The sequence below is a fragment of the Bifidobacterium saimiriisciurei genome, assembly GCF_010667655.1.
Taxonomy (GTDB): Bacteria; Actinomycetota; Actinomycetes; order Actinomycetales; family Bifidobacteriaceae; genus Galliscardovia; species Galliscardovia saimiriisciurei.
In genome coordinates this window covers 17,070-41,191 of the sequence record NZ_WHZU01000020.1, presented here as the reverse complement: position 1 = coordinate 41,191, position 24,122 = coordinate 17,070, and the positions used below count along the sequence as shown (strand labels likewise).

Genomic DNA, 24,122 nt, shown 5'->3' with positions numbered 1-24,122 from the left:
CCGTCGTTCCCGACAAACGCGACCGTGACGCCGTGCTGCGGCGGCGGTACGAACTGCTGAGCCGGCAGGACGTGCACTTCTTCTATTGCGACGCCGGCAACCCGCTGTCGATCGACCAGATTGACGACCCGTACCGGCGCGGCATCATTCGCGTGCACGACGCCGAGATCGCCGCCGAACTCGAATGGCTGCGCGAGGAGCTCGACCTGTCGGACGGCGCCGATACTCCGCACGCTTGAAATGGACGGGGCCGACCCATCCGTGGCGGCCCTGTCCATGCGCCTTGGGAATCTGCTGCACGCATACTACCAGCGTTGTGTGTGGCGATGCTGTGACGAGGGGTCGATTGTCCGTCCGGCGAAGGGATTTCCGGGATTGTCCGTCCGGCGAATAGAGTGTGCTTGTGCTTAGAGAGAACCCCTCCACCGATTCCGAACCCGCGGAAGCCGCCGCCGGCTCGCCGGCAGTCGTCACCGACCGTCGGCGCACGATGATCTTCGCCGTGCTGCTGGCCGCGTGCATCGCCGGCGCCTTCGCCCAGACGTCGTTGACCACCGCACTGCCGGCCATCATGACGGGGCTGAACATCTCCGCCGTGCTCGGCAACTGGCTGACCAGCGGGTTCTCGCTCGCCATGGGCGTGACCATCCCCGCCACCGCGTTCATGATGAAACGCTTCCCGACCCGACCGCTGTTTCTCACCGGCCTGGCCATGTTCGCCGCCGGACTGCTGCTGGCGGCCGCCTCGACAAGCTTCCCCGTGCTTATGGCGGCGCGCATCATCCAGGCGTTCGGCTCCGGCATCTCGCTGTCGATGACGCAGGTCATCATTCTGGCGCTCTACGGCCGCTCCGGCGTCGGCACAGCCATGGGCTTCTACGGTCTGGCCGTATCCGCCGCGCCGGTGATCGCACCGACGCTCTCCGGCATCATGGTCGACCATTGGGGCTGGCAGTCCATCTTCTGGGTGGCCGGCGGCATCGCCGTCGTCGTGCTGCTGCTTGCCATGCCGGTGATGCGCAACGTGCTGGAGAACTCCGAGGCGCACCTCGACATCCCCTCGTTCCTCTTGGCGGCGGTCGGATTCGTGGGCCTCCAGCTCGGCTTCAGCAATCTCGGCGTGCTGCCGTTCCTCGGCTGGCAGGTGGCCGGTGCGCTGTCGCTCGGCGTCGTATGCCTCGCGGTCTTTGCCGTATTGCAGTTCCATATCAAACATCCGCTGCTGCAGTTGCGTATCTTCGCCGTGCGTGACTTCACCGTCGCCGTGGCGCTGAGCATGTTCCTCTACGCGGTGCTGATTGCCGGCTCCACCATCCTGCCTATCTACCTGCAGCGCATGGCCGGCGCGTCCGTCACCGTCTCCGCGCTGTCGATGCTGCCTGGCTCGCTGGTCATGGCCGTCTCCAGCCCCGTCACCGGCCGTGTGTTCGACCGGTTCGGCATCCGTCCGCTGGCCGTCGGCGGCATGGCGCTGCTGGCGTTGACCATGCTGCCGTTCGGCTTCCTCACCGAACACACGCCGGTATGGTGGGTGACCGTCGTGTTCGCCGTGCGTTCCGTGGCCGTGGCCATGGTGATGATGCCGGCCGCCACATGGGGTCTGGCCTCCGTCGAACAACGGTATTCCAGTGACGCGAGCGCCCTGCTGACATCGTTGCGCACCATCGCAGGCGCCATCGGCTCGGCCGTGTTCGTGGCGGTCATGGTCGCGTGCGGCGACGACCCGCGCGGCGCGTCCATCGCGTTCCTCGCCATGACGGCGCTGGTCGCCGTCGGCCTGGTCATGGCCGTCGTCTTCTGCCCGCGCAAGCCGCGTGCCGACGCCCGGTAATCACGGCATAAACTCCTGAAAACACCATAGATCGGAGATGACGCTCAGCGTGTCAACGGCAGGGTGAGACGCATGGTGGTGCCGTCGGCCGACGTGGATTCCACGTCGAGCGTGCCGCCGTATCGCGAGGCCACGTCGCGGGCGAGCGCCAGTCCCAGACCATAGCCCTGATGCGCGGTGCCGTCGTCGTCGCGGGCGAACCGGCGGAACAGTCGTTCGGGATCGTCGCCGATTCCGGGGCCGTGGTCGGTCACGCGGATGGCGACGTCGCGATGATGCCGGTAGCCGAGCGCGATCGTCACGTCCGTCCCCTGCGGCGCGTGGGCGATGGCGTTGTCGAGCACGGCGACCACGCACCGCGAGAGTCCGACCGCACTACCCTCGACGACGAAATGCGCGGGATCGCCGTCGATACGGGTCTCGACGCGTACGCCGCGTTTGTCGGCCAACGGACGGACGGCGTCGACGGACTGGGCGATGACGCCGTCCAACGCCACCGGTTCCGTATGCACGGCGCCGCGTGCGGCGACCAGCAGATCGGTGACGATGGCGTTCATGCGGTCGACGTCGCCGCGCAGGTCGTCGAGCGCGTCGTCGATGGACTGGCCCCGCTGACGGCGGAAATCAATGAGGTCGATTCGTGTGGAGATCACGGCGAGCGGCGTCTTCAACTCGTGGCTGGCGTCGGCGACGAAATCCTTCTGCAGCTCGAACGCATGCTCCAGCGGCGCGACCTCCTTATGCGAATAGTATCGGCCGACGACCGCCACGGCGGCGACGACGCAGACCACGAACAGCACCGTGAGCGCGACGGCCTTGCGCGTGTCGATGACCATCATGCCCGAGCCGAATTCCCGGGCGACGGACATGGCGCTGGGGTTGAGGCCTCGTTCGGTGAATTCGTGGCGCGAGCCGAACAGCACGCCGAGTACGAATACGAGCCCGCCGGCCACGGTGATCACGGCCATGGCGATGGTCATGCGCCGACTGATAAGCCCGGCCACGTTGCCCGGACCGCCGCCGTTCGCGTTGGCGGAAGCAGGGGATTCGCCGGAATGGGAATCGTCGTGCATCATCGTCCTCCTCTCCGAATCGTTTCGCACCGGTTCGTTTCGCATCAGTCCTGCGGATTGCCGATGCGGTATCCGCGGCCGCGCACGGTCTCGATGATGGCCTTCGTGGTCTTTCCACGCACATACGACACGTAGACGTCGACGGTGCCGGTGTCGCTGCCGCCGGAGAACACGCTGCACAGCAGTTCGTCGCGACTGAAGACATGGTCGGGCGAGGAGGCGAGCTCGGCGAGGAGCCTCGCCTCGGCATCGGTGAGCGAGACGGGCCGCCCGTCCGGGTCCTCGATGACGTCGGCGTCGGGCTTGAGCAGCCAGTCGCCGATCATCACGCTGGCGGCCTGCGCATGGAATCCCCGAAGCAACGCGCGCAGCCGTGCCTCGAGCTCCACAAAATGGAACGGCTTGGTCAGATAGTCGTTGGCGCCGGAGTCGAGTCCCTCGACGATGTCGTCGACGTCGGCGAGCGCGGTCAATACCAGCGCGGGCGTGGTGATGCCGCCGCCTCGCAGGATGCGGATGAGGTCGAGGCCGTCGCCGTCGGGAAGGCGGCGGTCGACGATGAGCGCGTCATAACGGTTGGCGTGCAATAGACTTCGCGCGTCGGACGCCGTCTGCGCCCAGTCCACGCGATAGTGATCGCCGAGCATTTCGCCGGTCATCGAACCGAGGTTCGGGTCGTCTTCGATGAGCAGCAGCGCGGGCAGCAGCAGCCGTTCGGGGTCCAAGCGTTCGGGGGCGTCGGCCGCGCGTATGGCCGACGCGCTACCGGCCGCGCCATTCGCCGGCATCATGGTCCTGGTCGTCTCTTCGCTCATTCCGCTTCCTCCGTCATCATGCGTCGGACTGCCCTGCGTCCGGTTATATCAGACCGCCGACCGCCTAAGAAACCGCTAAGAAACGCTGGGGATTGTCGCGATTGTGGCCCGGCGGTAACGTACCCAACTATGGGAGTGGAATCGTTCACGTTCAGCGCGACCGGGATGTCGTGCGCAGTTCCGGACGTCGCGCCGCCGGCGCATGACTCGGGCGGCGGAAAATCCGATGGCGGAAACGACGACGACGCGCGTCGCATGACCCGTACGATTTTCCACGATATCGATTTCACCGTCGACGGCGGTGAGATCGTCGACCTGATAGGACCTTCCGGCTCGGGCAAGAGCAGTCTGCTCACCGCATTCGCCAGGCTGAATCCCCATGCGTCGGGGACGCTGGTGCTGGCAGGGCGCGATTCGGGCGAGTTCACGCCGCAGCAGTGGCGGCGTGAGGTGGCGTACCTGCCGCAGAAGCCGATTCTGCCGGGCGACACCGTGGCCGATGCGATTCGTCTGCCGTGGACGCTTGCGGTACGCGGCGACGAGGATGGGACTTCGAACGGCGCGCGCGGGTTGTCGAGGCTGTTCCGTTCCAATGACGCCCGTGCGCGCGCGTCGCTGCCGGACACGCGCATTCGCGAGACGCTGGACGCGATGGGCTGCGGGGACATCGACCTGATGCGTCATCCGCACGATCTGTCGGGTGGACAGGCGGCGCGCGTTTCGCTGGCGCGGACGCTGCTGACGAATCCGAAGGTGCTGCTCGCCGACGAGGTGGACGCCGGTCTGGACGACGACAATGCGGAGAAGGTCGCCTCGATCATGGCGCAGGCCGCGGCCGGCGGCATGGCAATCGTGCGCATCCGCCATCGGCCGCCGGACGGTCGGGCGCATCGCATCGCCACGCTCGCCGACGGTCGGCTGACCATGCGCGTCGCCGAGGAGTCCGCATGACCGGCAATTCGTACAACATAGACATCTGGGGTCTCGTCGTCGCGCTGACGATGGTGGCCATAGCGGCGGGCATCAGCGAGCTGATGCGCATCAACATCGGCAAGACGCTGCTGTGGTCGGCCTGCCGCGCACTGCTCCAACTCTGTGCGATGGGCTTCGTCGTGGGCTATGTGATTCGCGCGAACAACGTGTGGCTTGTGTTCACGGTGATCGCCGTGATGCTGGTGGCGGCCGTGCAGATCACGCTGTCTCGCGCCAAGGGCGTGCCGAAGGGCCTGGCCGGTCCGGTGCTGTTGAGCCTGACCATCACCATGCTGCTCATGATCGCGCTGGTCACGGAGCTGGTGGTGCGTCCGCACCCGTGGTATGCGCCGCAGCTGGTGGTGCCGCTCACCGGCATGCTGCTGGGCAACACGGTCTCCGCGCTGGCCGTCGGACTGAGCCGCTTCTACGAGAGCATGGACGAGCGGCGTGACGAGATTGACACGATGCTTGCACTGGGTGCGAGCGCGTGGGAGGCGGCCCGTCCGTCGATCGTCTCGTCGATTCGGCTGGGTCTGCTGCCGACGACGGCCACGTTGGCGTCCTGTGGCATCGTGACGATCCCGGGCATGATGGCCGGCCAGGTCATCGCCGGCGGCGACCCCATCAACGCGGCGAAGTACCAGTTCGTCGTGTTCGCAGCCATCGCCGCGCTTACGCTCGTGGCCGACAGCCTCATCATGGCGATGGTCTACCGCACCTGCTTCACCGCCGACGATCAGTACAGGCCGGCCACCGAACGGTGACATTACGGTGCCTTTTGGTCGTTTTTCGGCTCGAAAACGACCATTTGGCACCATAAACTTCGGATTTCGGGTGATTCGGCCCGTGTGAACCACAATCTTCCGCGCATGAACCAAACGCTGTCATACACGGCAGTCGCGCGTATCGTATGGCCGCATACAGTGGTCACGGAATGTGAGGAACGTACGGAAAGCGAGGCGCTGCGGTGGCGAGGCGGCGGAAGGATTCGATACTGGGGCGCGACGTGCTGCTCATCATGGCGGCCGCGTTCTTCTACATGGGCAGTTCGATGCTGGTCACGCCCATCATCGTCGGCTACTCGCATCGGCTCGGCGCCGACGGCGAGCTGGCCGGCCTGGTTGCCGGCGCCATGAACACCGTATCGCTGTTCCTCCGCCCCGTGGCCGGCTCGGCCGCCGACCGCATTCCCAAACGGCGGATGGTGATGGTCGGCGCCGTATGCCTCATCGCCGCCAACGCATGGTACGCGTGCGCGACGTCGGCGACCATGCTGCTGCTCGCACGCATCGTCAACGGCATCGGATTCTCCTGCGTCTCCGTATGTCTGGCCGCATGGCTCACCTCGCTGATCCCTCTGGAGCACATCGGCAAGGGCATGGGATACTACGGCATGGTCAACGCGCTGGCGATGGCGGTCGGCCCGGCCCTCGGCATCAAGGTGCAGCAGGTGGCCGGCTACCGCGGCTCATGCGTCGTCTCCACGGTGATGGCCGTGCTCATGGCCGGCATCGTCCTGCTGGTGCGCAACGGCGGGGCGCCCCAGCCGGTGTCGCCCAATCGGGAATCGGGGGCCGGGGCTGGAATGAAACAAACCGGCCGGGCCAAGGAGGAAAATGGTGACGGGCGTCCGACGAAACACGGCCTGCGTTCCGTGCTCGACGCCATCGTCGCCGTGCGCGTGGTCCCCGTCGCCGTGATCTTCATGCTGTTCGCGATTCCCTACTGCGCCACGCAATCCTATATCGTCACCTACGTGCATGCGCGCGGGCTCGCCGTCGAGGTCAGCCTGTTCTTCCCCTGTTATGCGGCGGCGCTGCTCGTGCTGCGTCTTGCGATGCGCGACCTGTTCGACCGTCTGTCGTTCGCTTGGTTCCTCGGCCTGTGCTCGCTGTGCATGGTCGGCACATTGGCGGCGCTCGCACTGATGCGCGGCGACGCCGGCATGATGCTGGCCGCGCTGCTCATGGCCGGCTCATACGGGTTGATGAACTCGGTGGCGCAGTCGTCGGCCGTGCGGCTCGGCGGCGCCGGCCACGGCGGCCAGGCCAACGCCACGTTCTACATCGGCCTCGATCTGGGCATGGCGCTGGGGCCGATGCTCGGCGGCCTTCTGTACGCGCGCGCCGACATCCGATGGTTCTTCCCGCTGCTGGCCGTGGTCGTGCCCTTGGCGCTCATCGTATATCTGACCGCCGGCCGTCGCGCCGAGCGCGCGGCCATGCGGTCCGCAACTCCCGTTCTTGACGATTGATGGTGCGTTGTGGCCGTTTTCGAGCCGGAAAACGACCGAAACGCACCATCAATCACGGATTTCGGGGCTTGCCGCCCGTAAGTTCGGCGACGGCGGCAACGAAATCACGGACGACGGGCGCCGGATGCTCCGCATACAGCAGCCCATACGGCACCGTGATGTCCCAGTCCATCGCAATCAGCCTGATCGACGGATGGAAGTTGCTCCAGATGCTCTTGGCGAGCAGCAGGTCGCCGGACTGCGCGCATTCGTTGAACACGTCGAACTCGTACCGCTGCAGGTCCACGAGTTCGATGCCGGGATTCGTGGCGAGACGTCTCCTCGCCTCGTCCATGACGTCGCCGTCGCCGAGCGGCGGCAGATGCACGCGTTGGCCGGAAAGGTCGTCGAGCGTCAGCCGCGCCCGGCCGGCCAGTGGATTCGACAGTGGCACGCCCATGCACAGCTGGTATTCCGCCAGTTGCAGCACCTGGCAGGGATGACTCCAGTGATGGCGCGAGAAGCCGGTGACCACCACGTCCACAGCGTCGCCCAAGTGGTCGATCTCGTGAAGGAACCCGTCCGGCGCGTCCGACAGCGGCACGAGTTCCAGCCGGATCGACGGACGATGCGCGGCCATGGCCGGCGCCATCCGGGGCCACAGGTCCAACAGCGCCGTGGCCGGGCGTAACAGCGATACGCCGACGCGGATGCTCGCTCCGCCGCTTTCAAGCCGGCGGGCGTGCCGCAATGCGCGGTCCGATTCCTCGATGATGTCGTAGGCGTCGGCGGCCAATGCGCCGCCGGCCTCGGTGAGTCTGACGCCGCCGCGACCGCGATGGAACAGCGTGATCCGATGCTCCTGTTCGAAGCCGTTGACCTGCTTGATGAGCGCCGGCGTGGAGATGTGCAGCTTCGCCGCGGCGCGGCTGAAGCTGCCGAGTTCGGCCGCCGCAAGAATCGCATCCAACCGCCTGTCGTACATCGATGCCCCTCCGTATGAACCTGTGGTTCATGAATTATGAACCATAAGCACTTGTAAACCGCTGTTTTTCAACTGTTTTCGAGAATATCATGACTATGGCAATAACCAAACGGAATACCAGATGGAACCATGTGCCATCGGATGCAGGGGATTATGACCGATTTCACCAAAACATCAATGAACGTCGTATCGGGCCGTGACCATGCCGATCGTGCCGATTGTGCCGGCCGCTCCGACGTCGATGAACGTGCCGGCCGCACCGACCGCGCGAGTCGCCTCTCCGCCAACCTCACCACGTTCGCGGCGGCGGTCGCCTCGTTCCTCGCCGGCATGGACGTGCTCATCGTCAACGTGGCGTTGCCGACCATCGCGGCCGAACTCGGCGGCGACATGGCCGTGCAGCAGTGGGTCGTCGACGGCTATACGCTGCTGTTCGCCGCATTGCTGCTCCTCGCCGGCAGCCTGACCGACCGCTTCGGCGCCAAACGCGTGTTCGTCATCGGCGCCTCGCTGTTCGCCGCGGCCTCGCTGTTCTGCTCGTTCGCCTGGTCGATGGCCGCGCTCGTCGCCGGCCGATGCGTCCTCGGCGTGGCCTCCGCGCTGATCCTGCCCGCCTCGATGGCGCTGATCAACGAGGCCAATCCGAATCCGAAGCGCCGCGCATGGGCGCTTGCGCTGTGGGGCGCGGGCGGCGCGTCGGCGTCGGCGGTCGGCCCCCTGCTCGGCGGTCTGCTCACGCCGATCCATTGGAGCCTCGTCTTCGCCATCAACGTGCCGTTCTGTCTGATGATCCTCGCCGTGGCGCCGAAGATCGCCGCCTCGCCGTCGCGTCCCATACGTTTTGATTGGCTCGGACAGGCGCTTGCGCTTGTCGGATTGTCCTCGCTCGTCGCCGGCATCATCCAGGTTGGCTCGCTCGGCTTCGCCCATCCGGCCACGCTCGCACTGCTGGCCGTCGGCATCGTGACGCTCGGCGCGTTCCTGTTCTCGCAGCGCAAGGTCCCCGTGCCGATGATGCCGCTGAACCTGTTCCATGTTCGTGGCATGCAGGTGGCGTTGCAGATCGGTTTCATCATGATCTTCAACTGGTACGGCATGGTGTTCATCTGCACGATGTTCCTGCAGAACCAGCTCGGTATGGGCGCGTTCGCCGCCGGTCTCGTGTTCGTGCCGTCCGCGTTCGTGACCATCGTCGGCAACCTCGCCGGCGGGCGCATCATCACCGCCCATGGTTCCAAATTCTCCATCACGCTGGGATTGTCCATCATGATCGTCGGATTCATGTTCGAGTTCCTCACCCCGGCGCCGATTCCCGTCTGGGTGATTGCGACGGGGTTGAGCGTGGTCGGTTTCGGCGCGGCCGTCACTACGCCCGCCGCCGCCGGCGTGGTGCTCAAGAGCGTGGATTCGTCGCAGTCGGGCATCGCATCCGCCATGTTCAACACGTTCCGTCAGGTCGGCGGCGCGATCGGCGTGGCCGTGTTCGGCGTCATCGCCACGTTCCTGCCGAGCCTCATGCTTGCGTTGCGCTCCGTGTTCCTCGCCTCCGCGCTGCTGCTCGCTTACGTGCTCCTCTTCGAACTGCTGCGCTGGCGTGATCGCTAGGCGTCGCCGGCCGGAGGTCGTGGCTGTGTCGAGGATGGCATGGCACGGAACGTTTGCGGTCTTCATAATGTCGTTCCGTGACGGTCGGTTTGTCATGGAAGCAGGAAATCGGTGGAATCAACCGTTCCGTGCCATGATTTTGCGGCACGGAACGATTGATTTTCCGATGTTACGATTCCGTGCCATCCGATTTGGCGCGGAATCGGATGGTGCCGGCGAAATAAATTCCGTGCCGATCCAAAACCTTGGAATTGCAACGATTCCTTTTCATGGTCACAATCGACGTTGTCGCGGAATGGCACAATGTCCCTTTTCTTCGTTCCCTGCCGGAAACCTCGCGCCAAAGCAATCATTATTTGATAAGAATTCCGTATTTCGGACATTCTTGGCATATCGTAGGCCGCATGACCACGACGAATGCGACAGACACATCGGCATCGGCGACCGAGGCCAATGCCGTGCAATGGGATTCGAAACAGTATCTGCGATTCAAAAACGAGCGCACCCAGCCATCCCGCGACCTCGCGGCGCAACTGCCGCCGGATGACGGCACGGTCCGCCGCGTGCTCGACATCGGCTGCGGGCCGGGCAACAGCACCGCCGTGCTGCGCGAACGCTACCCGCATGCGGAAATCCTCGGCGTCGACAATTCCCCGGAGATGATCGCCGCCGCGCGCGAGTCCCATCCCGACATCGACTTCGCCCCGTTCGACGCCTCGAATCCGGCGGATTTCGACGCCCTGCCACATGATTTCGACGTCGTGTTCTCCAACGCGTGCATCCAGTGGGTGCCGGACCATCCGCGCCTCATCCCCGCCATGCTTGGTCTGCTGCGGCCGGGCGGCATGCTCGCCGTGCAGACGCCGATGAACTACGAGGAACCCATCCACCGCATCATCGCCGACGTCGTGCATTCGCCGCGATACGCCGACCGACTGGCACAGGGCCGCGAGTTCTTCAACCTCACGCCGCCCGAATACTGGGAACTGCTGCATGGCGGCGAACTCGTGGCGGACTTCCGCATATGGAAGGTCGTCTACATGCACAACCTGCCGTCGCACGAGGCCATCATGGACTGGTATCGCGGCACCGGACTGCGACCGTACCTGCAGACGCTGCCCGGCGACGCCGAACGCAAGGCCTTCGAGAACGAGATCTTCGGCCGCGTGCGCGAAGCCTATCCGCCGCAGTCCGACGGCAGCATCATCTTCCCGTTCCCGCGGTTCTTCTTCACCGCCGTACGTGGATAATGCGCGGATGACTGCGCCACTCGGGAATCTATAGGTTCTGCGAGGTGCGCAGTTCCGTCATCCGTCGCGAACTAACGCAACGTTTGGGGAAGTGCTCGATGAGTTTTCGATCGGACGTGACGGCAACGTCGCAATGTGATTGGTTCGCGGCGGCGATGACGAGATTGTCTTCGAAGTCGTCGTGACGGTCGCGCAACAGCAGGGCCTCATCGCATGTCTCCTGATCGATGGCGACGATATCGCGGAGCCTGCGGGCATGCTCGACGCAATGCCGCATGATATTTCCCTCCCGATCGTCGTTGATGCTGCTATACGGTATGGCAATATAGGCCGTATGTGGAGGTGCCCGTTGTCGGTGCGGGCGGTTAGCGTAGTGGCCCATGTGTTCTTTATGTTGCATGGCGGGCACCTGCCCGCAGACCGGCGGTCTTCCCGGCCGGTGTTAGTCGATGTCGTCATATCCTCGGCCGTGCCTCTGCCGGCACCATCCAAATCCGGCGAATCCGGGATATGGCGATGATCATCGTCATCATGACCATCGGCGCACACCGTACATCGCATAACGCGTTGCACTGCATAGCACACCGTACATTTATTTATTCACTCATTGAATGAAGTGTTGCTCGCGCGCGCCACAACACAGAAAGCATACCCGAACCATGTCTCGGAATACCCAATCCGTATCGTCCGTCGTACCGGAAACCACATCGACGGATCCGCGTGAAAACGGCTGGATGCGCTATGTCGCGCTGCTGCTTACCGGTCAGGCGTTTTCGTTGCTGGGGTCCAGCATCGTGCAATACGCCATCTGGTGGTGGATCGTCATGCAGGAGAAAAGTGGCTGGTCCATGCTGCTCGCCACCCTGTTCGGCGTTGTGCCGCAGGGCGTCGTGTCGATTTTCGGCGGTTCCATGGCTGACCGATACGATCGCAAACGACTCGTCATGCTGCCAGACCTCGTTATCGCTGCCGTCACCGTACTGCTATCGGTGAGCTTCGCGACCGGCTGGGCGAGCCTGTCGCTGATCTTCGCGGTGTTGTTCATACGATCGGCGGGCGGCGGCATCCAGACGCCCGCCGTGCAGTCGTTCATCCCCGACGTCACGCCCGCCGGAAAACTGCTGCGCGTCAACTCGATCTACGGCATCATTAATTCGGCGAACCTCATCGTCGCACCGGCGGCCGCCGCCGTACTCATCAACGTCGTGCCGCTGTGGTCGATCCTGCTCATCGACGTGACGACGGCCGTGATCGGCGTCGGATTCGTCGCACTGATTCGCGTGCCGGAGAAGACGGTGGCGGCGCAGCATGATCAGGACGGAACAGCACCAGCTGCGGCCGACGGCGCACATCCGTTCATCGTCGGCATCCGCCGTACATTCGTCGATCTTAAGGACGGATTCGCCTACACGATGAACCATCCGTATCTGCGGGGCGTGATCATCGGCGACGCGCTCACCTGCATCATGTCCGTCGCGCCGATGAACCTTGCGTTGCTGCTCATGACCCGCGAATACGAAGGCATCGACCTGAACCTCGGATTCGTGAACCTCACCACCGCGTCCGACAAGCTTGCCGCCAACGAACTCGGGTGGAGCATCGGCATGCTGGTCGGCGGCGCGCTCATGTCGTCGATCGGTGTCCGCGTGCTGCACGGCAGTCGCATGCAGATGCGCATGGCGGCGTGCGCGGTCGCTCTCGTGGGATTGAGCATCGTCGGACTCGGCATCGCACCGAACCTGCTCGTGTACCTTATCATCGACGTGGTGAGCGGCGTGGCATCGGCCATGTGCCTCGGTCCGATGCGCACCATCATGCAGTCCGAATCCGACGAGTCGATGACCGGCCGCGTGTTCGGGCTCGACACCACGATGACGACATTCGCATTGCCAATCGGCATGCTCGTCTTCGCGCCCCTCGCCGACGTGATTCCGATCGGCTGGGTGTTCATCGCCGGCGGCCTGCTCACCCTGCCCGGCGCTTGGTACATGCTGCAGATCTCGCGGAACGACGTCGAGCGCGCGTGATGCGCTGCGGGTCGGTCAGGTCGCCTGGCAGCCGGTGTGGTAGCGGTCGGCGGTGGCGACGCCGTGAAGCATGAGATCGGTCATGATGTCGGCGATTTCCTCGTCGGGTGCGTCCATGCCGTTCAGCACCCACTGGTCGATAACCTCGCATACCGCACCCGCCCAGAACGCGGCGGCGTAGCGTGGGCCCGTCTCGTGGCGTGCGGCGCTGCGGTTCATGCTCGCGCGCATGTGCTCGCGGATGCGACTCGACTGCCCCGCCCGCAGCATCAGCCGGTACTGCGGGGCGATGCGACGCACGCCGGCCAGCATGGTCGGCCATGCCTCGCGGGTCTGCGTCATCGGATCGTATTGAAGCAGACTGCGGTTGATCTCAGCGAAGATGGTGGCCAGAAACCCGTCGAGAATCGCCTCCTTCGAGGCATAGTTGCGGTAGTAGGCGTTGCGGGAGACGCCTGCCCGTCGCGCGATGTCGGTAACGGTGATGGAGGCGAACGGTGTCGTCTCCATCAGTTGAATAAGCGCCCCTTCAATGCATTCGCGCACAAAGGCGTTGGACTCCTCGTTGTTGCGATGCAGTGTGGCCAGTCGGCGGTCGTCGGGGCGCATGCCGGATCGGACTTCGGCATGCCCGCCGGATGGGTGGGAATGGTTGCTCGTTGCCATGTCACAGTTCCTCGTGTTCTGTCATCGCCGAGCCGTAACGGCTTGCGGTGGTTGTTCGCCGATGATTATCGTCGGTGATGTCACATCTGTACCACCATAATCGGGAAAGCGAACAACAGCCATGAACGACGCCCGTCGCAGCAAGATCATCCTCATCACCGGCGCATCCAGCGGCATCGGTAAACGAACCGCGCTCGCTCTTGCGACGCAGGGGCACGTCATCATCATGCATGGTCGGAACCCGCGCAAGACACGGGAGGCCCGCGACTGGGTCGTCGACCGGACCGGCAACCACAACGTGCACGCCCGTGTCGCCGATCTGTCGCTGATGAGCGAAGTCGTGCGGTTCTCCGATGACATCGCCGCGACCTTTGACCATCTTGACGTGCTTGTCAACAATGCCGGCGGACAGTTCGGCTCCGTTCGCGAAACCACGGCGGAAGGCCATGAGAAGACGTTCGCCATCAACACGCTCGCGCCGTTCCTCCTGACGAACCTGTTGCTGCCGCTGCTGGAGCGCAGCCCGTCCGCGCGCATCGTCACCGTCGCCAGCGAATCCTACCGCCAGGGCGGGCGTCCGATCCTCGATGACATCGAACTGGAGCGCAACTATTCGATGCCGCGCGCCTACGGCTTCTCGAAACTGTACGTCTGGTGGCTCATGCGGCAGTTCGACGCACGACTCAAGGCCGCCGGCATCCGCAACGTCACGGTGAACACGGTGGAACCAGGGTCGGCGGTGACCGGTCTGCAACGGGAATCGTTGCGCAAGACGCCATGGATGCTGCCGCTGCTCATCCTCTGGCTCCCGTTCGTCCGCACGGCACGGCACGGCGCGCGCACCAGCGTGCTTATGGCCGCAGACCCGTCCGTGGAGGGCGTGAGCGGTGAATTCTGGGGCAACATGCGTCGCAAACGCATCAACGCCAAATGGCTGTCGGAAGAAGGGGAGCGTCGCATCTGGGAATACTGCGAGCGCGTCTGCGCGCCCTATCTGGGCGATGCGGCCGTGCTCGTCGGGCAGGGCGAGGGTGGTGTCCCGGCCTGAGCCTTGGGTCCCGTGCGAGCCTGCGGTTCGCGTCGTGCCGTCTACCGGCCGGCGTCGCGGGCGGCGATGCGCTCGCAGAATCCGGTCCTGTCGGCCTCGGTGATCGGCCGGATCACACGCGCCGGATTGCCCACCGCGACCACGCCGGCGGGTATGTCCCTGGTGACGACCGAGCCTGCGCCGATCACCGAGCCGCGTCCGATGGTCACGCCGCCGAGCACGGTCACGTGGCCTCCGAGCCATACGCCGTCCTCGATTACTATCGGCTTCGCCTGGCAGGCGCCGGCCTTGCGCTCCTCGAAATCGAGCGCATGGTTCGTGGCGAACAGGCCGACCATCGGCGCGATCCACACGTAGTCGCCCAGGGTGATCGGCGCGTTGTCGAGCATCACGCAGTCGAAGTTGATGTAGGCGTGCGAGCCGATGCTGATGTTGCGGCCGATCTCGCAGCGGAAGTTCGGTTCGATGAACACGTCGTCGCCGACCGCCGCGAACAGCCGTTCCATGATCTCGCGCCGTCGTGTGACGTCCTCGTAGTCGGTGCGGTTGTAGGCGACGAACAGCCGTTTCGCCTCCGCGCGCTTGCGCTCGATCTCCGGATGCGAGTCCTCGTAGACCTCGCCGGCCACCATCCGGTCCCATTCGACGCGTCCCTCCGGCGTAAGGTCTGCGGTCACGTCGTACGTGTTCGTCGTCATGCCGTCATCTCCTTTGATTCGCATGGTTGTGTACGTTTGTACATTATATGACGTGCGTGGCGGTATCGACGGCGTCGATGTCGATCGGTGCCGATATCGACGCCGCTCAAAAAATATCGTCCGACGTTCGGTGACGCCCGGCTATGCCGGTCACGCCCGAACGTCGGACGACTACATGATGGATGCCACAATGGCCGAGGGAAACCGTCGAAGGAGGCTTTCGACGGTTTCGCCTAGCCGGTCACGGCATCAAGCTCGTTCACCGCGCGCAATGCCGCGGCCACGTCGGCGGGCGTGACCTCGAACGGCATGTTGCCCATCGTGTCGGCCGGATCGCAGGCCAGTTCGCCGACCTTCAGCAGGTCGGCGTCCGTGGCGTCGGCGATGCCGATGCCGGCCAGCGTGGTGGGCAGGCCGACCGCGCGGAAGAACCCGAACGCCTCCTCGAAATCGGCGGTCGGGCGGTCCTCGAGCACGAACTGGGCGAGCGTGCCGTACGCCACCTTCTCGCCGTGCAGATACCTGTGCGTTCCCTCCAGCACGGTCAGGCCGTTGTGGATGGCGTGCGCGGCGGCCAGTCCGCTCGACTCGAAGCCGATGCCGCTGAGCAGTGTGTTCGCTTCGATCACCTGTTCGAGCGCCGGCGTGGCCAGTCCCTTCTTCGCGGCGGCGAGCGCCTTGACGCCGTCGGCGACGAGCAGGTCGTGGCACAGGCGGGCCATCGCCTCGGCCGCGTTGGTGGCGTGGCCGCCGGTCATGGTGATCGCGCTGGACCTGATGCAGGCCGCGGCCTCGAACCAGGTGGCATAGGCGTCGCCGAATCCGGCCACGAGGAAGCGTGCCGGCGCCTTGGCGATGATGGTCGTGTCCATGATGACCTTGTCGGGGTTCTTCGGCAGCGGCAGGTACCTGTCGAACTGGCCGTCGTCGGTGTACAGCACCGAAAGCCGCGAGCATGGGGCGTCGGACGATGCGGCGGTCGGGCAGATGATGACCGGCGTGCCTGCGAAATGCGCCACGGCCTTGGAGGTGTCGAGCGTCTTGCCGCCGCCGATGCCGACGACGACGTCGTTGCCGTCGAGCAGGCCCTTGTGGCGGTTGACCTCGGTCATCGAGCATTCGCCCTTGAAGACCTCGTAATGGTACGGGGTTCCCGACTTCTCGAAGCCCGAGACGATAAGGTCACGGTACATCGAGTCGATGAACGGATCGACGATGAGATACGCGCCGGCCGAGCCGAGTTCGCGGTATTCGTCGGCGAGCGCCGAGAGGGCGTCGGCCTCTTGGATGTAGCTGCCGGGGGAGCAGAGTACTTTACGCATGGATACTTCCTTGTAGTGGTGCTTGCGTCGGTATACGGCCGTCATGATATGGAAATCATGACGGTTCGTAAACGTCCGTGTGCTGTGTTGGAGGCAACGATACTAGTGAAATCAGGCCGGATATAGGCCGATGATATTGAGATTGATTCGATTATTATAGAAATCGTGACTGGTGATGTGCATGACGATGATGCCGTTCGAGATGATGCCGTTCGGGGCGGGGGTGTTCCCGCCGGCGCCGTCCCTCCGTCCAATCCGCTGACGATTTTCTCCGACCTGTCGGAGAGGCCGCAATACAATCTGCCGGGGCTGCCGCTGTATGGCCGACGCGACAATCTGCGTCGGTTCGGCTACCGCATCGTCTGCCATTGGCATCGCGACTTCGAATTCATTCACGTGGTCGCCGGCGAGACGATGCTGGTCGTCAACGGCGAGACGCGGAGGATGCGCGCCGGCGAAGGCGTGTTCATCAATTCAAGGCGGCTGCATTATCTGTTTTCCGACGAGCGGCGGGACTGCCGGTTCGTGACTGCCATGGTCGACCCCGTGTTCTTCGGCGGATTGTGGCCGAACCTGGCGAATGCGATGCTGGACCGCATGGGCGACGGCATGGTCGATTATGTGATGCTGGACGCCGACGAGCCCGCCGACCGCGAACTGCTGTTCGGCATCGACGGGTTCGCGCGGACGATGGACGAATGCGCGCGTGACGGATTGCGCGCGTTGGATGCCGCATCGCAGGCGGCCGCGTTGTGCTCCTGGGCATTGGAACGTGTGACGAGGAAACCGTTGGCGGATGATTCGACGGGATCCGGCGGGGCGGGGTCGGACGATATGTCGGGGTTCGGCGGCGTGGCCGGCCCGCGCGGCGTAACGGGAAAATCGAATCCCGGCGGTCGCTGCACGGTTTCCCGTCCCGATTCCCTGCATGCGTTCCTTGTCATGGTGGCGTTCATCCGCTCCAATGTCGCGTCGAAGATCACGCTTGACGACATCGCCCACGCCGGACTGGTCGGCCGGCGCGCGTGCTGCGAACTGTTCCGCCGTCATGCCGGCCGCACGCCGAACGACTATCTGACCGACTACCGCATCGGCAGGAGCCGGGAGCTGCTGGTCGGCAGCGACATGACCGTCGGCGAGATCGCCGTCGCCTGTGGTTTCTCGTCGTCGGCGTATTTCGGCTACGTGTTCCGCCGGCGCATGGGCTGTTCGCCCGGCGAATACCGCGCGCGTGAGCGGGCGTGAGGGCGCGTGGTGTTGCGGAACGACCGTGATGCGATGACGGATTTGTCATGCAGTCAGTACTTGACGGATTTTCGCGTTCCGTGCCGGAAAAACGTGGCAGGGAATATCGTAAATGCATGGAACGCGATTCCATGCCGGCCGATTTGTCACGAAACGTATTATTCTCGGGAAATTCGATTCCGTGATTTTGAAAAACGTTGGAATTGCAACGAACGTTGATTATGGGTCGCGTCGGGCATCTCCACGGAACAGCGAATATCACGATTTTTTCGTTCCGTGCCAACGACCGCTGTTGAAATGATTGATATTCGGACATGTGACCATGTTTTGGTATGTATTGGCCGATTGTCATTTTGCCCGTCTGATTGCGTGGATGGGGTTTGCTCTCTGGGCGGGTCAGCCGGAGGATTCCGACCGGAGTGTGGACGAAAGCCGGGGCGGGCATGGCGACCGAGGATAGCGTGGCCGTATGGTCACTTCGAATAGAAGCAGGGTCGTCATCGTCGGCACCGGCAGCGTCGGCTCGGCCGTGGCAAGCGCCATCGTGCAGCAGGGATTGTGCAATGAGCTGGTGATCGTCGGCCATCATCCGAACAAGGCGCAGGGGCTTGCCATGGATCTGGCCGATGGATTGGAGTTTCTCGGCCGGTTCGTGACGATTCGTGCAGGCAATTGGGAGGATTGCCGGCACGCCGACGTGGTGGTTGTTGCGGCGGGGCCGAAGCCGAAGCCGGGGGAGACCCGCATGCAGGAGCTTGGCGCGGCCATCGACATCGTCGACCCGATTCTGCGGCGGGTGCGAGACTCCGGTTTCGACGGCATTCTCATCATGGTGTCGAATCCGGTCGACGTGCTCAGCTGGTTCGCTTGGAAACGCACCGGATTGCCGCGCGCGCAGGTGTTCGGATCGGGTGCCGCGCTCGATACGGCGCGATTGAAGACAATCATCGGCGAGACCACGAGACTCGACCCGCGACTGGTCTCCGGTTATGTGATTGGCGAGCATGGCGACTCGCAGTTCGTGCCATGGTCCACGGTGTCGTTCATCGGCAAATCATTCGCGCAGTATCTGGCCGACAACCACTCGCGTTATCCGGGGGTGACGCTCGCCGGCATCGAGGAGTCGACGCGTCGCCGCGGTCTTGACATCAAGGGATTGCGCGGCGGCACCAGCTACGGCATCGCGGCCACCGTCGCCGGGCTCGTGCGCACGATTCTATGGAACGAGCGCAGCGTGGTGTCCGTCTCGACGCTCATCGACGGAGAATATGAATACGGCGAACACGACGTGTTCCTCTCCCTGCCGGTCGCACTCGACGGCGGCGGCGTGGGCGATTTCGTCGATCTGCATCTGAGCGGCGAGGAGCTTGTGAAATTCCATGTCTCCGCCGAGGTGGTCCGTCGGCATTGCTCGCTCATCGCCGACCGATTGTGACGGTATGTGACGATATGAAGAAGCGGTTCCCTCGATGGAAGGAACCGCTTCTCCGTAATGGGCGGATTTCTGCAAATCCCGGCGGTCAAATCCCGGCGGTCGCAGGGCCGCAGATTTCGCGTGGGCCGTGAGCTACTTCGCGAGGAACTTCTTGTAGTTCTCGACGGACTCGGCCAGCGCCTCGTCGGAGAGGCCGAAGGCGCTGTAGGTGACGAACGGCTTGACCCACGTGGCGCCAACGTAGTTGGACGTGGCCTCGAACGGCACGAGGATCTGGTCGATGGTGAACTTGTTGGCGCCGTCCGTCTGATAGGCCTCCTCCGGGGAGCCGGCGGAGACGGCGACGCCGAACTCGGTGCCCTCGAACGCGTGGCCGTCGGAGCCGTACGCCCAGCCGTGCTGGAGCACCTCGTCCTCCCAGGTCTTGAGCAGCGCGGGGGAGGAGAGCCAGTACAGCGGGAACTGGAACACCACGCGGTCGGCGGCCTCGACGGCGGCCTGCTCGGCGGCCACGTCGATCTTGCCGTCCGGGTAGAGCGCGTACTCGTCGCGCACGGTCACGTCCTCCAGTTCGCCGGCCGCCTTGGCGAGCGCGGCGTTGATGCGGGACTGTCCGTTGAGGTCGGGGTGGAATACGAGAACCAAAGTCTTCATGATTGTCTCCTTGATGGGGCTTGCGTCTCTTATGCTAGGCCGTCTGGCGGATGGTCCGCTTGAGGATGTTGCCATCCGGACCGAACGAGTAGACGTCGGCCTCGGCGTCGTCCAGCACGAACACCTCGAAGTCGCCGCCGAGGGGAGCGAAGGTGCGCAGCAGCATGGGGTTGTCGGCGGCGCACCTTGCGCGGGATTCGTCGGAGGTGATGAACCGTGCCGTGCCGTGCAGGCGGATCCAGCCGAACCGGCCGTTCATCGCGCACACCTCGACATGGGGATTCGCCTGCAGCTGCGCATAGGTGGGTTTGGAATGATGCGTGGTGAAGGCCGGCCTGCCGTCATAGTCCATGACGAACCCCTGCGGCCTGGTCCTGGGGCTGTCGCCGTCCACCGTGGAAAGATAGAAGACGCCGGCGCCGCGCAGGGCTTCGATGGCGTCGTTGAGGGTGTTCATATCGGTTGCTCCTTGGTGTTGGATGTGAGGGTCGATGGGTGCGGTATGTGCGGTGATCGTGTGCGGTCTGTGCGGTGATCGGGATGGGCTCACCACGGCAGCGGCTGGCCGTCGCGGAAGAAGCCGCCGGTCGGGCCGTCGTCGGGCAGGGTCGCCGCCCATGTCACGCTTTTCGCGCTCACCTCGACCGGACGTCCGAACATGCCGGAGCCGAACGTGTCGGTGATGTCCGGGCAGACCGCGTTGACGAGGATGTGGTCGGCGGCGAGCTCCTTCGCGGTCTTGATGGTGAGGCCGTTGAGCGCGAGCTTGGAGATGCCGTAGCCGGAGGCGGGGATGCCCATCGCGCCGTGCAGGAACCCGTATTGCGGGTCGCCGTAGGAGCCGGCGCCGCTGGAGACGTTGACGATGCGGCCGTGCTCCGACTTGCGCAGCAATGGAATGAACTTCTGCGTGACGATCCACGTGCCGACGACGTTCGTGTCGAGCACCGCGCGAATCTCGGCGATGTCCTGCCGCTCGACGGATTCGCCGGCGCGCATCGACGCCGCGTTGTTGACGAGTACGTCGATCCGTCCGAACCGGCGGCCGATCTCCGCGGCCGCGGCGGCGACGCTGGCCTCGTCGGTCGTGTCCATCACCACATAGTCGGCGGTGATGCCGGCGTCGATGAGCTCCTGCGTGAGCCGGGCAAGCTCCGGCCGCCGGGCGGCGAGGATGACGTGATAGCCGGCCTCGCCGAGCTGACGGGCCGTTTCGAAGCCCAGCCCGCCCTTGCGGCCCGAGCCGGTGATGAGTGCGATCTGCATGATATGTCCTTTCCCGTGCGGCGTCGTCAGAATTCGCGGCCGAGTTCGCGGGCCTTGTCGAGATACGGCGTCGAGGCCACCTGGCCGGGCGCGAACACGCCGGCTGCCAGCACGGAGCCGCGAATCTTCCAACCAAGGCTTTCCCCGAAGCACATCTCGTAGTAGGCGAGCACGTTCTTGGCGAGCACCTCCTCGGGGCTGGCGCCGGCGACCAGCAGCGCCGACTCCTTGCCGGCCAGGTCGTCGTGCGCGTCGAACGGCAGGCGGTCCATCATCGCCTTGAGCTGCGCGGAGAACTGCATCCAGTAGGTCGGCGTGGCGATCACGATGCCGTCGGCCGCCTTCATGGCGTCCATGACGGCCGTCATGTCGTCGGCCGGCTGGTCGTAACCGGTGAACGGCGCGATGTCCATGTCGGCGATGTCGAGTTTGGTCACGGTGTTGCCGGCCTCTTCGGCGCCTTCGATGAACGCGTCGGCGAGCATGTCGGCGTTGCCGCCCTTGGTCGGGCTGCCCTGCAGGACGAGGATGTGCTTGCTCATGGTCTGCTCCTTGCATGTGTCGGAATCGACGGAATCGAATCGACGGGAATCGTTTCGATTCGCGAAAATCATTTTCTTGAACCATGTCTAGAATACATAAGTACATACAATTTTCAAACCTAGTATAAAAAACTGATTTTTGAAGTACGGCAATGTTAGGATGGGGAGTCATGAGTCAAAACGTTGGAATCACCGCGCCGACATGCGCCATCGGCTATGCGTTCAAGGCCATCGAGGGCAAGTGGAAACTGCCAGTCATGTACGTTCTGAGCGAACACGGCGCCGTGCGGTACAACGCCATCAAAAAGGAACTCGGCATCACCAACATGATGCTCACCAACACCCTGCGCGACCTCGAGGAATACGGCCTCGTCGACCGCATCCAATACAACGAGGTGCCGCCGCGCGTCGAATACTCGCTGACCGACAACGGCTACGCCATCATCCCCGCGCTGAAGGAATTCGAGAAATGGGGACAGCTTCTGCTTGACGCCAAGGATGGGGAGGACGCCGGCGACAGGGACGCCGGGGATTCCGATGGCGATGGCGCCGACGTCGATGGCGCCGACGTCGACAGTGCCGTCAGGGGCGACGGCGTCGAATAGTCCGTTTCGCGTTACTGGCCGGCGGAGGGCGCCTGTTGCGTCGGACGACGGTGCATTTGCCGATAAATGCGTTATGGTCCATCGAATTTCGGGAGTCGCGGTGGATTGCGGCGCTATTGCCGGCAAAATGCACCGTCATCCATCGAAATATGCCGAATCGTGATGGATTGCGGCGCGTTTTTGCGATTTTGCGCCGTAGTCCATCGGATTTCTTGTCCGCGTGATTGCGAATCGTTGCGATCACGCGGTTTTTGTCGGCGTCATCGCGGGATGGTCATGGACGACGCCGCATAATGCCGTGTTTTGCGTTGCCGTCCATCAAATCTTGGGGGATTGTGGTGGATTACGGCGTAAGAATGAGAATTCTGCGACGTAATCCATCGACATCGATTGGTGGGTGATGGATTGCGCCGCAGCAATACGGATCCGCAGCATAATCCATCGTGATTGCCGTCATGGCTATTCGGCCAGCCAGTCGGAGACGGCGTGCTTGACCTCGGCCGGTTCGTTCTGCGCGACGGTGCCATAGACGGCGAGGCCGGGAAGGGAGACCTTGGCGCCGGTCAAGGCGCCGATATGCGCGGGCGTCTCCTTGAATCCGCTGCCGCCATGCGTGATGAACGGGCGGATGGTCTTGCCCGCCCAGTCATGGTTGCGCAGGAACGTGTCGACTTCCAGCGGCGGCTCGCCGCACCAGATCGGATAGCCGAGATACACGGTGTCCGCGGTGGCGAACGCGGCTTCGACGGCGTCGGCGCTTGCGTTCGCGACGTCATCGCCGTCGGCTGCGTTGCCGTCGGCCGTCTTGCCTCCCGCCGCATCGCGCAGCCGTACGACGATCGCCGCCTTCACGCCGTCGGCCATCTCGCGCTTGACGCGCTCGACCGTGCCGTCATACGTCGTCGGATACGGTTCGGCCGGCAGAATCTCGACGATCGGCGCACCGGTCTGCGAGGCGATGACATCCGCCACCTTCGCCGTATTGCCCTCCTTCACATATCCGACCTCGTAGTTCTCGTCGGCGCGTGAAAACATGACGATGACCGATGTCATGGCCCCTCCTCCATCCGTGGATATTCGTGAATCTCCTCAGCCCCAATCTACTCCGTAGGCGATGCCGACGCGGGCTTTCTTCCGTCGGTCGTGGCGTCGTCCTCGCCGAGGTCCTTCAATGAATTGATGAGCTTTGACACCGTCTCCGGCAGCTGCGTCCTGGCCACCCATCGCGCGCCTTCCTCGTTGAACATCGCCTCCGCGTTGGATATCACGCCGAGGATGCCGTTCGACGTGAACTCGAGCACGATGTTCTGCCCCGGGTTCAGCCTCGTGCGGTCGAGCCCCATCAGTTCCAGCCAGGTGTCGATGATGAAGTCGCGCAGCTGTTTGGCCAGTGAAGTCGAACCATGCGGTCCGGTGATGAGCGCGACCCGGTGGATGTTGCGTCGGTACTCGGGCGTGGTGACGAAGCGGGTGTATTCGTCGCGAAGGTCGAGGTCGTTCACCTTTCGAATCAGCCTCGTGATGAACGCAATGAGCCCTTGGTCCTCGTAGATGCCGTAGATGGCGTCCTCGGCCAGCTCGGCGATGTTGGTGTAGTGGTAGTAGAACGCCGTGCGGTTCAGCCCGCTCGTACGCGTGACGTCGCTGACCGTGATTTTGGGGTACGGCTTGTGTTCCAGCAGCACCCAGAACGCCTCCTGCATCTTCTTCGTCGCTGGCTGCTCCTCCGCCCGTGGCCGTGGCATGTCATGGTCCTTTCTCCGGGAAACGTGGGAAACTCTACATAACGGACGATGTCGTCGTTTTTATTCTACAAGTTGTTGAATAAGCTGATGGTCAGCACCCGA

The 24,122-nt window shown here is 63.9% G+C and carries 24 protein-coding genes and 1 pseudogene; 12 read left to right on the top strand and 13 right to left on the bottom strand.

Annotated features, from left to right (window positions below):
- Together GFD18_RS10085 and GFD18_RS10080 are read left to right on the top strand one after the other, a co-directional pair.
- Positions 1-239, top strand: a pseudogene (locus tag GFD18_RS10085) (PadR family transcriptional regulator); the annotation flags it as partial.
- A gap of 164 nt (positions 240-403) precedes the next feature.
- Positions 404-1,831 (top strand): MFS transporter, encoded by a 1,428-nt coding sequence (locus tag GFD18_RS10080; RefSeq protein ID WP_163200153.1) that lies wholly within the window; start codon positions 404-406, stop codon positions 1,829-1,831.
- Between the two features lie 44 nt (positions 1,832-1,875).
- On the opposite strand, the gene GFD18_RS10075 is transcribed toward GFD18_RS10080, so the two are convergent.
- On the bottom strand, positions 1,876-2,907 hold the full coding sequence (locus GFD18_RS10075) for a sensor histidine kinase (RefSeq protein ID WP_163200152.1): 1,032 nt from the start codon (positions 2,905-2,907) through the stop codon (positions 1,876-1,878).
- Between the two features lie 41 nt (positions 2,908-2,948).
- Positions 2,949-3,719 (bottom strand): response regulator transcription factor, encoded by a 771-nt coding sequence (locus GFD18_RS10070; protein WP_204314000.1) that lies wholly within the window; start codon positions 3,717-3,719, stop codon positions 2,949-2,951.
- A gap of 129 nt (positions 3,720-3,848) precedes the next feature.
- Between GFD18_RS10070 and GFD18_RS10065 the strand changes: the two genes are divergently transcribed.
- The 3 genes from GFD18_RS10065 (at position 3,849) to GFD18_RS10055 (ending at position 6,948) form a co-directional block, all read left to right on the top strand.
- A complete protein-coding gene (locus tag GFD18_RS10065) occupies positions 3,849-4,670 on the top strand; it encodes an ABC transporter ATP-binding protein (protein WP_163200151.1) in 822 nt (273 codons plus the stop codon).
- Positions 4,667-5,458 (top strand): ABC transporter permease, encoded by a 792-nt coding sequence (locus GFD18_RS10060; RefSeq protein ID WP_163200150.1) that lies wholly within the window; start codon positions 4,667-4,669, stop codon positions 5,456-5,458. Before GFD18_RS10065 ends, GFD18_RS10060 begins: the two co-directional genes overlap by 4 nt.
- 203 nt (positions 5,459-5,661) lie before the next feature.
- A complete protein-coding gene (locus tag GFD18_RS10055; RefSeq protein WP_163200149.1) occupies positions 5,662-6,948 on the top strand; it encodes an MFS transporter in 1,287 nt (428 codons plus the stop codon).
- Positions 6,949-7,000: 52 nt separating this feature from the next.
- Here GFD18_RS10055 and GFD18_RS10050 read toward each other — a convergent pair whose 3' ends face one another.
- Positions 7,001-7,912 (bottom strand): LysR family transcriptional regulator, encoded by a 912-nt coding sequence (locus GFD18_RS10050; RefSeq protein ID WP_163200148.1) that lies wholly within the window; start codon positions 7,910-7,912, stop codon positions 7,001-7,003.
- A gap of 153 nt (positions 7,913-8,065) precedes the next feature.
- On the opposite strand from GFD18_RS10050, the gene GFD18_RS10045 reads away from it, so the two are divergent.
- Both GFD18_RS10045 and GFD18_RS10040 read left to right on the top strand, forming a co-directional pair.
- Entirely contained in the window at positions 8,066-9,517 is a 1,452-nt protein-coding gene (locus GFD18_RS10045) for an MFS transporter (RefSeq protein WP_225433058.1), read from the top strand.
- A gap of 404 nt (positions 9,518-9,921) precedes the next feature.
- On the top strand, positions 9,922-10,767 hold the full coding sequence (locus GFD18_RS10040; protein ID WP_163200147.1) for a methyltransferase domain-containing protein: 846 nt from the start codon (positions 9,922-9,924) through the stop codon (positions 10,765-10,767).
- 28 nt (positions 10,768-10,795) lie between these two features.
- Here the strand turns inward: GFD18_RS10040 and GFD18_RS10035 are convergent, their stop codons facing one another.
- The gene (locus GFD18_RS10035) at positions 10,796-11,167 is read right to left on the bottom strand and encodes a PIN domain-containing protein (RefSeq protein WP_163200146.1); all 372 of its coding nucleotides are present in this window, start codon (positions 11,165-11,167) and stop codon (positions 10,796-10,798) included.
- Positions 11,168-11,501: 334 nt separating this feature from the next.
- Between GFD18_RS10035 and GFD18_RS10030 the strand changes: the two genes are divergently transcribed.
- A complete protein-coding gene (locus tag GFD18_RS10030) occupies positions 11,502-12,794 on the top strand; it encodes an MFS transporter (protein WP_225433061.1) in 1,293 nt (430 codons plus the stop codon).
- A 15-nt stretch (positions 12,795-12,809) separates the two neighbouring features.
- On the opposite strand, the gene GFD18_RS10025 is transcribed toward GFD18_RS10030, so the two are convergent.
- Entirely contained in the window at positions 12,810-13,460 is a 651-nt protein-coding gene (locus GFD18_RS10025) for a TetR/AcrR family transcriptional regulator (protein ID WP_163228281.1), read from the bottom strand.
- 121 nt (positions 13,461-13,581) lie between these two features.
- Between GFD18_RS10025 and GFD18_RS10020 the strand changes: the two genes are divergently transcribed.
- Positions 13,582-14,508 carry an SDR family NAD(P)-dependent oxidoreductase gene (locus GFD18_RS10020; RefSeq protein WP_163200143.1) on the top strand — a complete coding sequence of 309 codons (927 nt, stop codon included), beginning with the start codon at positions 13,582-13,584 and terminating at the stop codon, positions 14,506-14,508.
- A gap of 41 nt (positions 14,509-14,549) precedes the next feature.
- On the opposite strand, the gene GFD18_RS10015 is transcribed toward GFD18_RS10020, so the two are convergent.
- The gene (locus tag GFD18_RS10015; RefSeq protein WP_191997383.1) at positions 14,550-15,206 is read right to left on the bottom strand and encodes a sugar O-acetyltransferase; all 657 of its coding nucleotides are present in this window, start codon (positions 15,204-15,206) and stop codon (positions 14,550-14,552) included.
- Positions 15,207-15,439: 233 nt separating this feature from the next.
- Positions 15,440-16,528 (bottom strand): glycerol dehydrogenase, encoded by a 1,089-nt coding sequence (locus GFD18_RS10010; RefSeq protein WP_163200142.1) that lies wholly within the window; start codon positions 16,526-16,528, stop codon positions 15,440-15,442.
- 165 nt (positions 16,529-16,693) lie between these two features.
- Between GFD18_RS10010 and GFD18_RS10005 the strand changes: the two genes are divergently transcribed.
- Complete coding sequence (locus GFD18_RS10005) at positions 16,694-17,773, top strand: AraC family transcriptional regulator (protein WP_163200141.1); 1,080 nt, start codon at positions 16,694-16,696, stop codon at positions 17,771-17,773.
- 469 nt (positions 17,774-18,242) lie between these two features.
- Positions 18,243-19,208, top strand: a complete 966-nt coding sequence (locus tag GFD18_RS10000) for an L-lactate dehydrogenase (protein ID WP_163200140.1) — start codon at positions 18,243-18,245, stop codon at positions 19,206-19,208.
- A gap of 132 nt (positions 19,209-19,340) precedes the next feature.
- Here the strand turns inward: GFD18_RS10000 and GFD18_RS09995 are convergent, their stop codons facing one another.
- The 4 genes from GFD18_RS09995 to GFD18_RS09980 form a co-directional block, all read right to left on the bottom strand.
- The gene (locus GFD18_RS09995; protein WP_163200139.1) at positions 19,341-19,862 is read right to left on the bottom strand and encodes an NAD(P)H-dependent oxidoreductase; all 522 of its coding nucleotides are present in this window, start codon (positions 19,860-19,862) and stop codon (positions 19,341-19,343) included.
- 34 nt (positions 19,863-19,896) lie between these two features.
- On the bottom strand, positions 19,897-20,319 hold the full coding sequence (locus tag GFD18_RS09990; RefSeq protein ID WP_163200138.1) for a pyridoxamine 5'-phosphate oxidase family protein: 423 nt from the start codon (positions 20,317-20,319) through the stop codon (positions 19,897-19,899).
- An 89-nt stretch (positions 20,320-20,408) separates the two neighbouring features.
- The gene (locus tag GFD18_RS09985; protein ID WP_163200137.1) at positions 20,409-21,128 is read right to left on the bottom strand and encodes an SDR family NAD(P)-dependent oxidoreductase; all 720 of its coding nucleotides are present in this window, start codon (positions 21,126-21,128) and stop codon (positions 20,409-20,411) included.
- Positions 21,129-21,154: 26 nt separating this feature from the next.
- Positions 21,155-21,670, bottom strand: a complete 516-nt coding sequence (locus tag GFD18_RS09980; protein WP_163200136.1) for a flavodoxin family protein — start codon at positions 21,668-21,670, stop codon at positions 21,155-21,157.
- Between the two features lie 170 nt (positions 21,671-21,840).
- Between GFD18_RS09980 and GFD18_RS09975 the strand changes: the two genes are divergently transcribed.
- Entirely contained in the window at positions 21,841-22,275 is a 435-nt protein-coding gene (locus GFD18_RS09975) for a winged helix-turn-helix transcriptional regulator (RefSeq protein ID WP_163200135.1), read from the top strand.
- A gap of 459 nt (positions 22,276-22,734) precedes the next feature.
- On the opposite strand, the gene GFD18_RS09970 is transcribed toward GFD18_RS09975, so the two are convergent.
- Together GFD18_RS09970 and GFD18_RS09965 are read right to left on the bottom strand one after the other, a co-directional pair.
- Entirely contained in the window at positions 22,735-23,328 is a 594-nt protein-coding gene (locus GFD18_RS09970; RefSeq protein WP_163200134.1) for a flavodoxin, read from the bottom strand.
- 47 nt (positions 23,329-23,375) lie between these two features.
- Positions 23,376-24,020 (bottom strand): TetR/AcrR family transcriptional regulator, encoded by a 645-nt coding sequence (locus GFD18_RS09965; protein WP_163200133.1) that lies wholly within the window; start codon positions 24,018-24,020, stop codon positions 23,376-23,378.
- Positions 24,021-24,122: the final 102 nt, after the last annotated feature.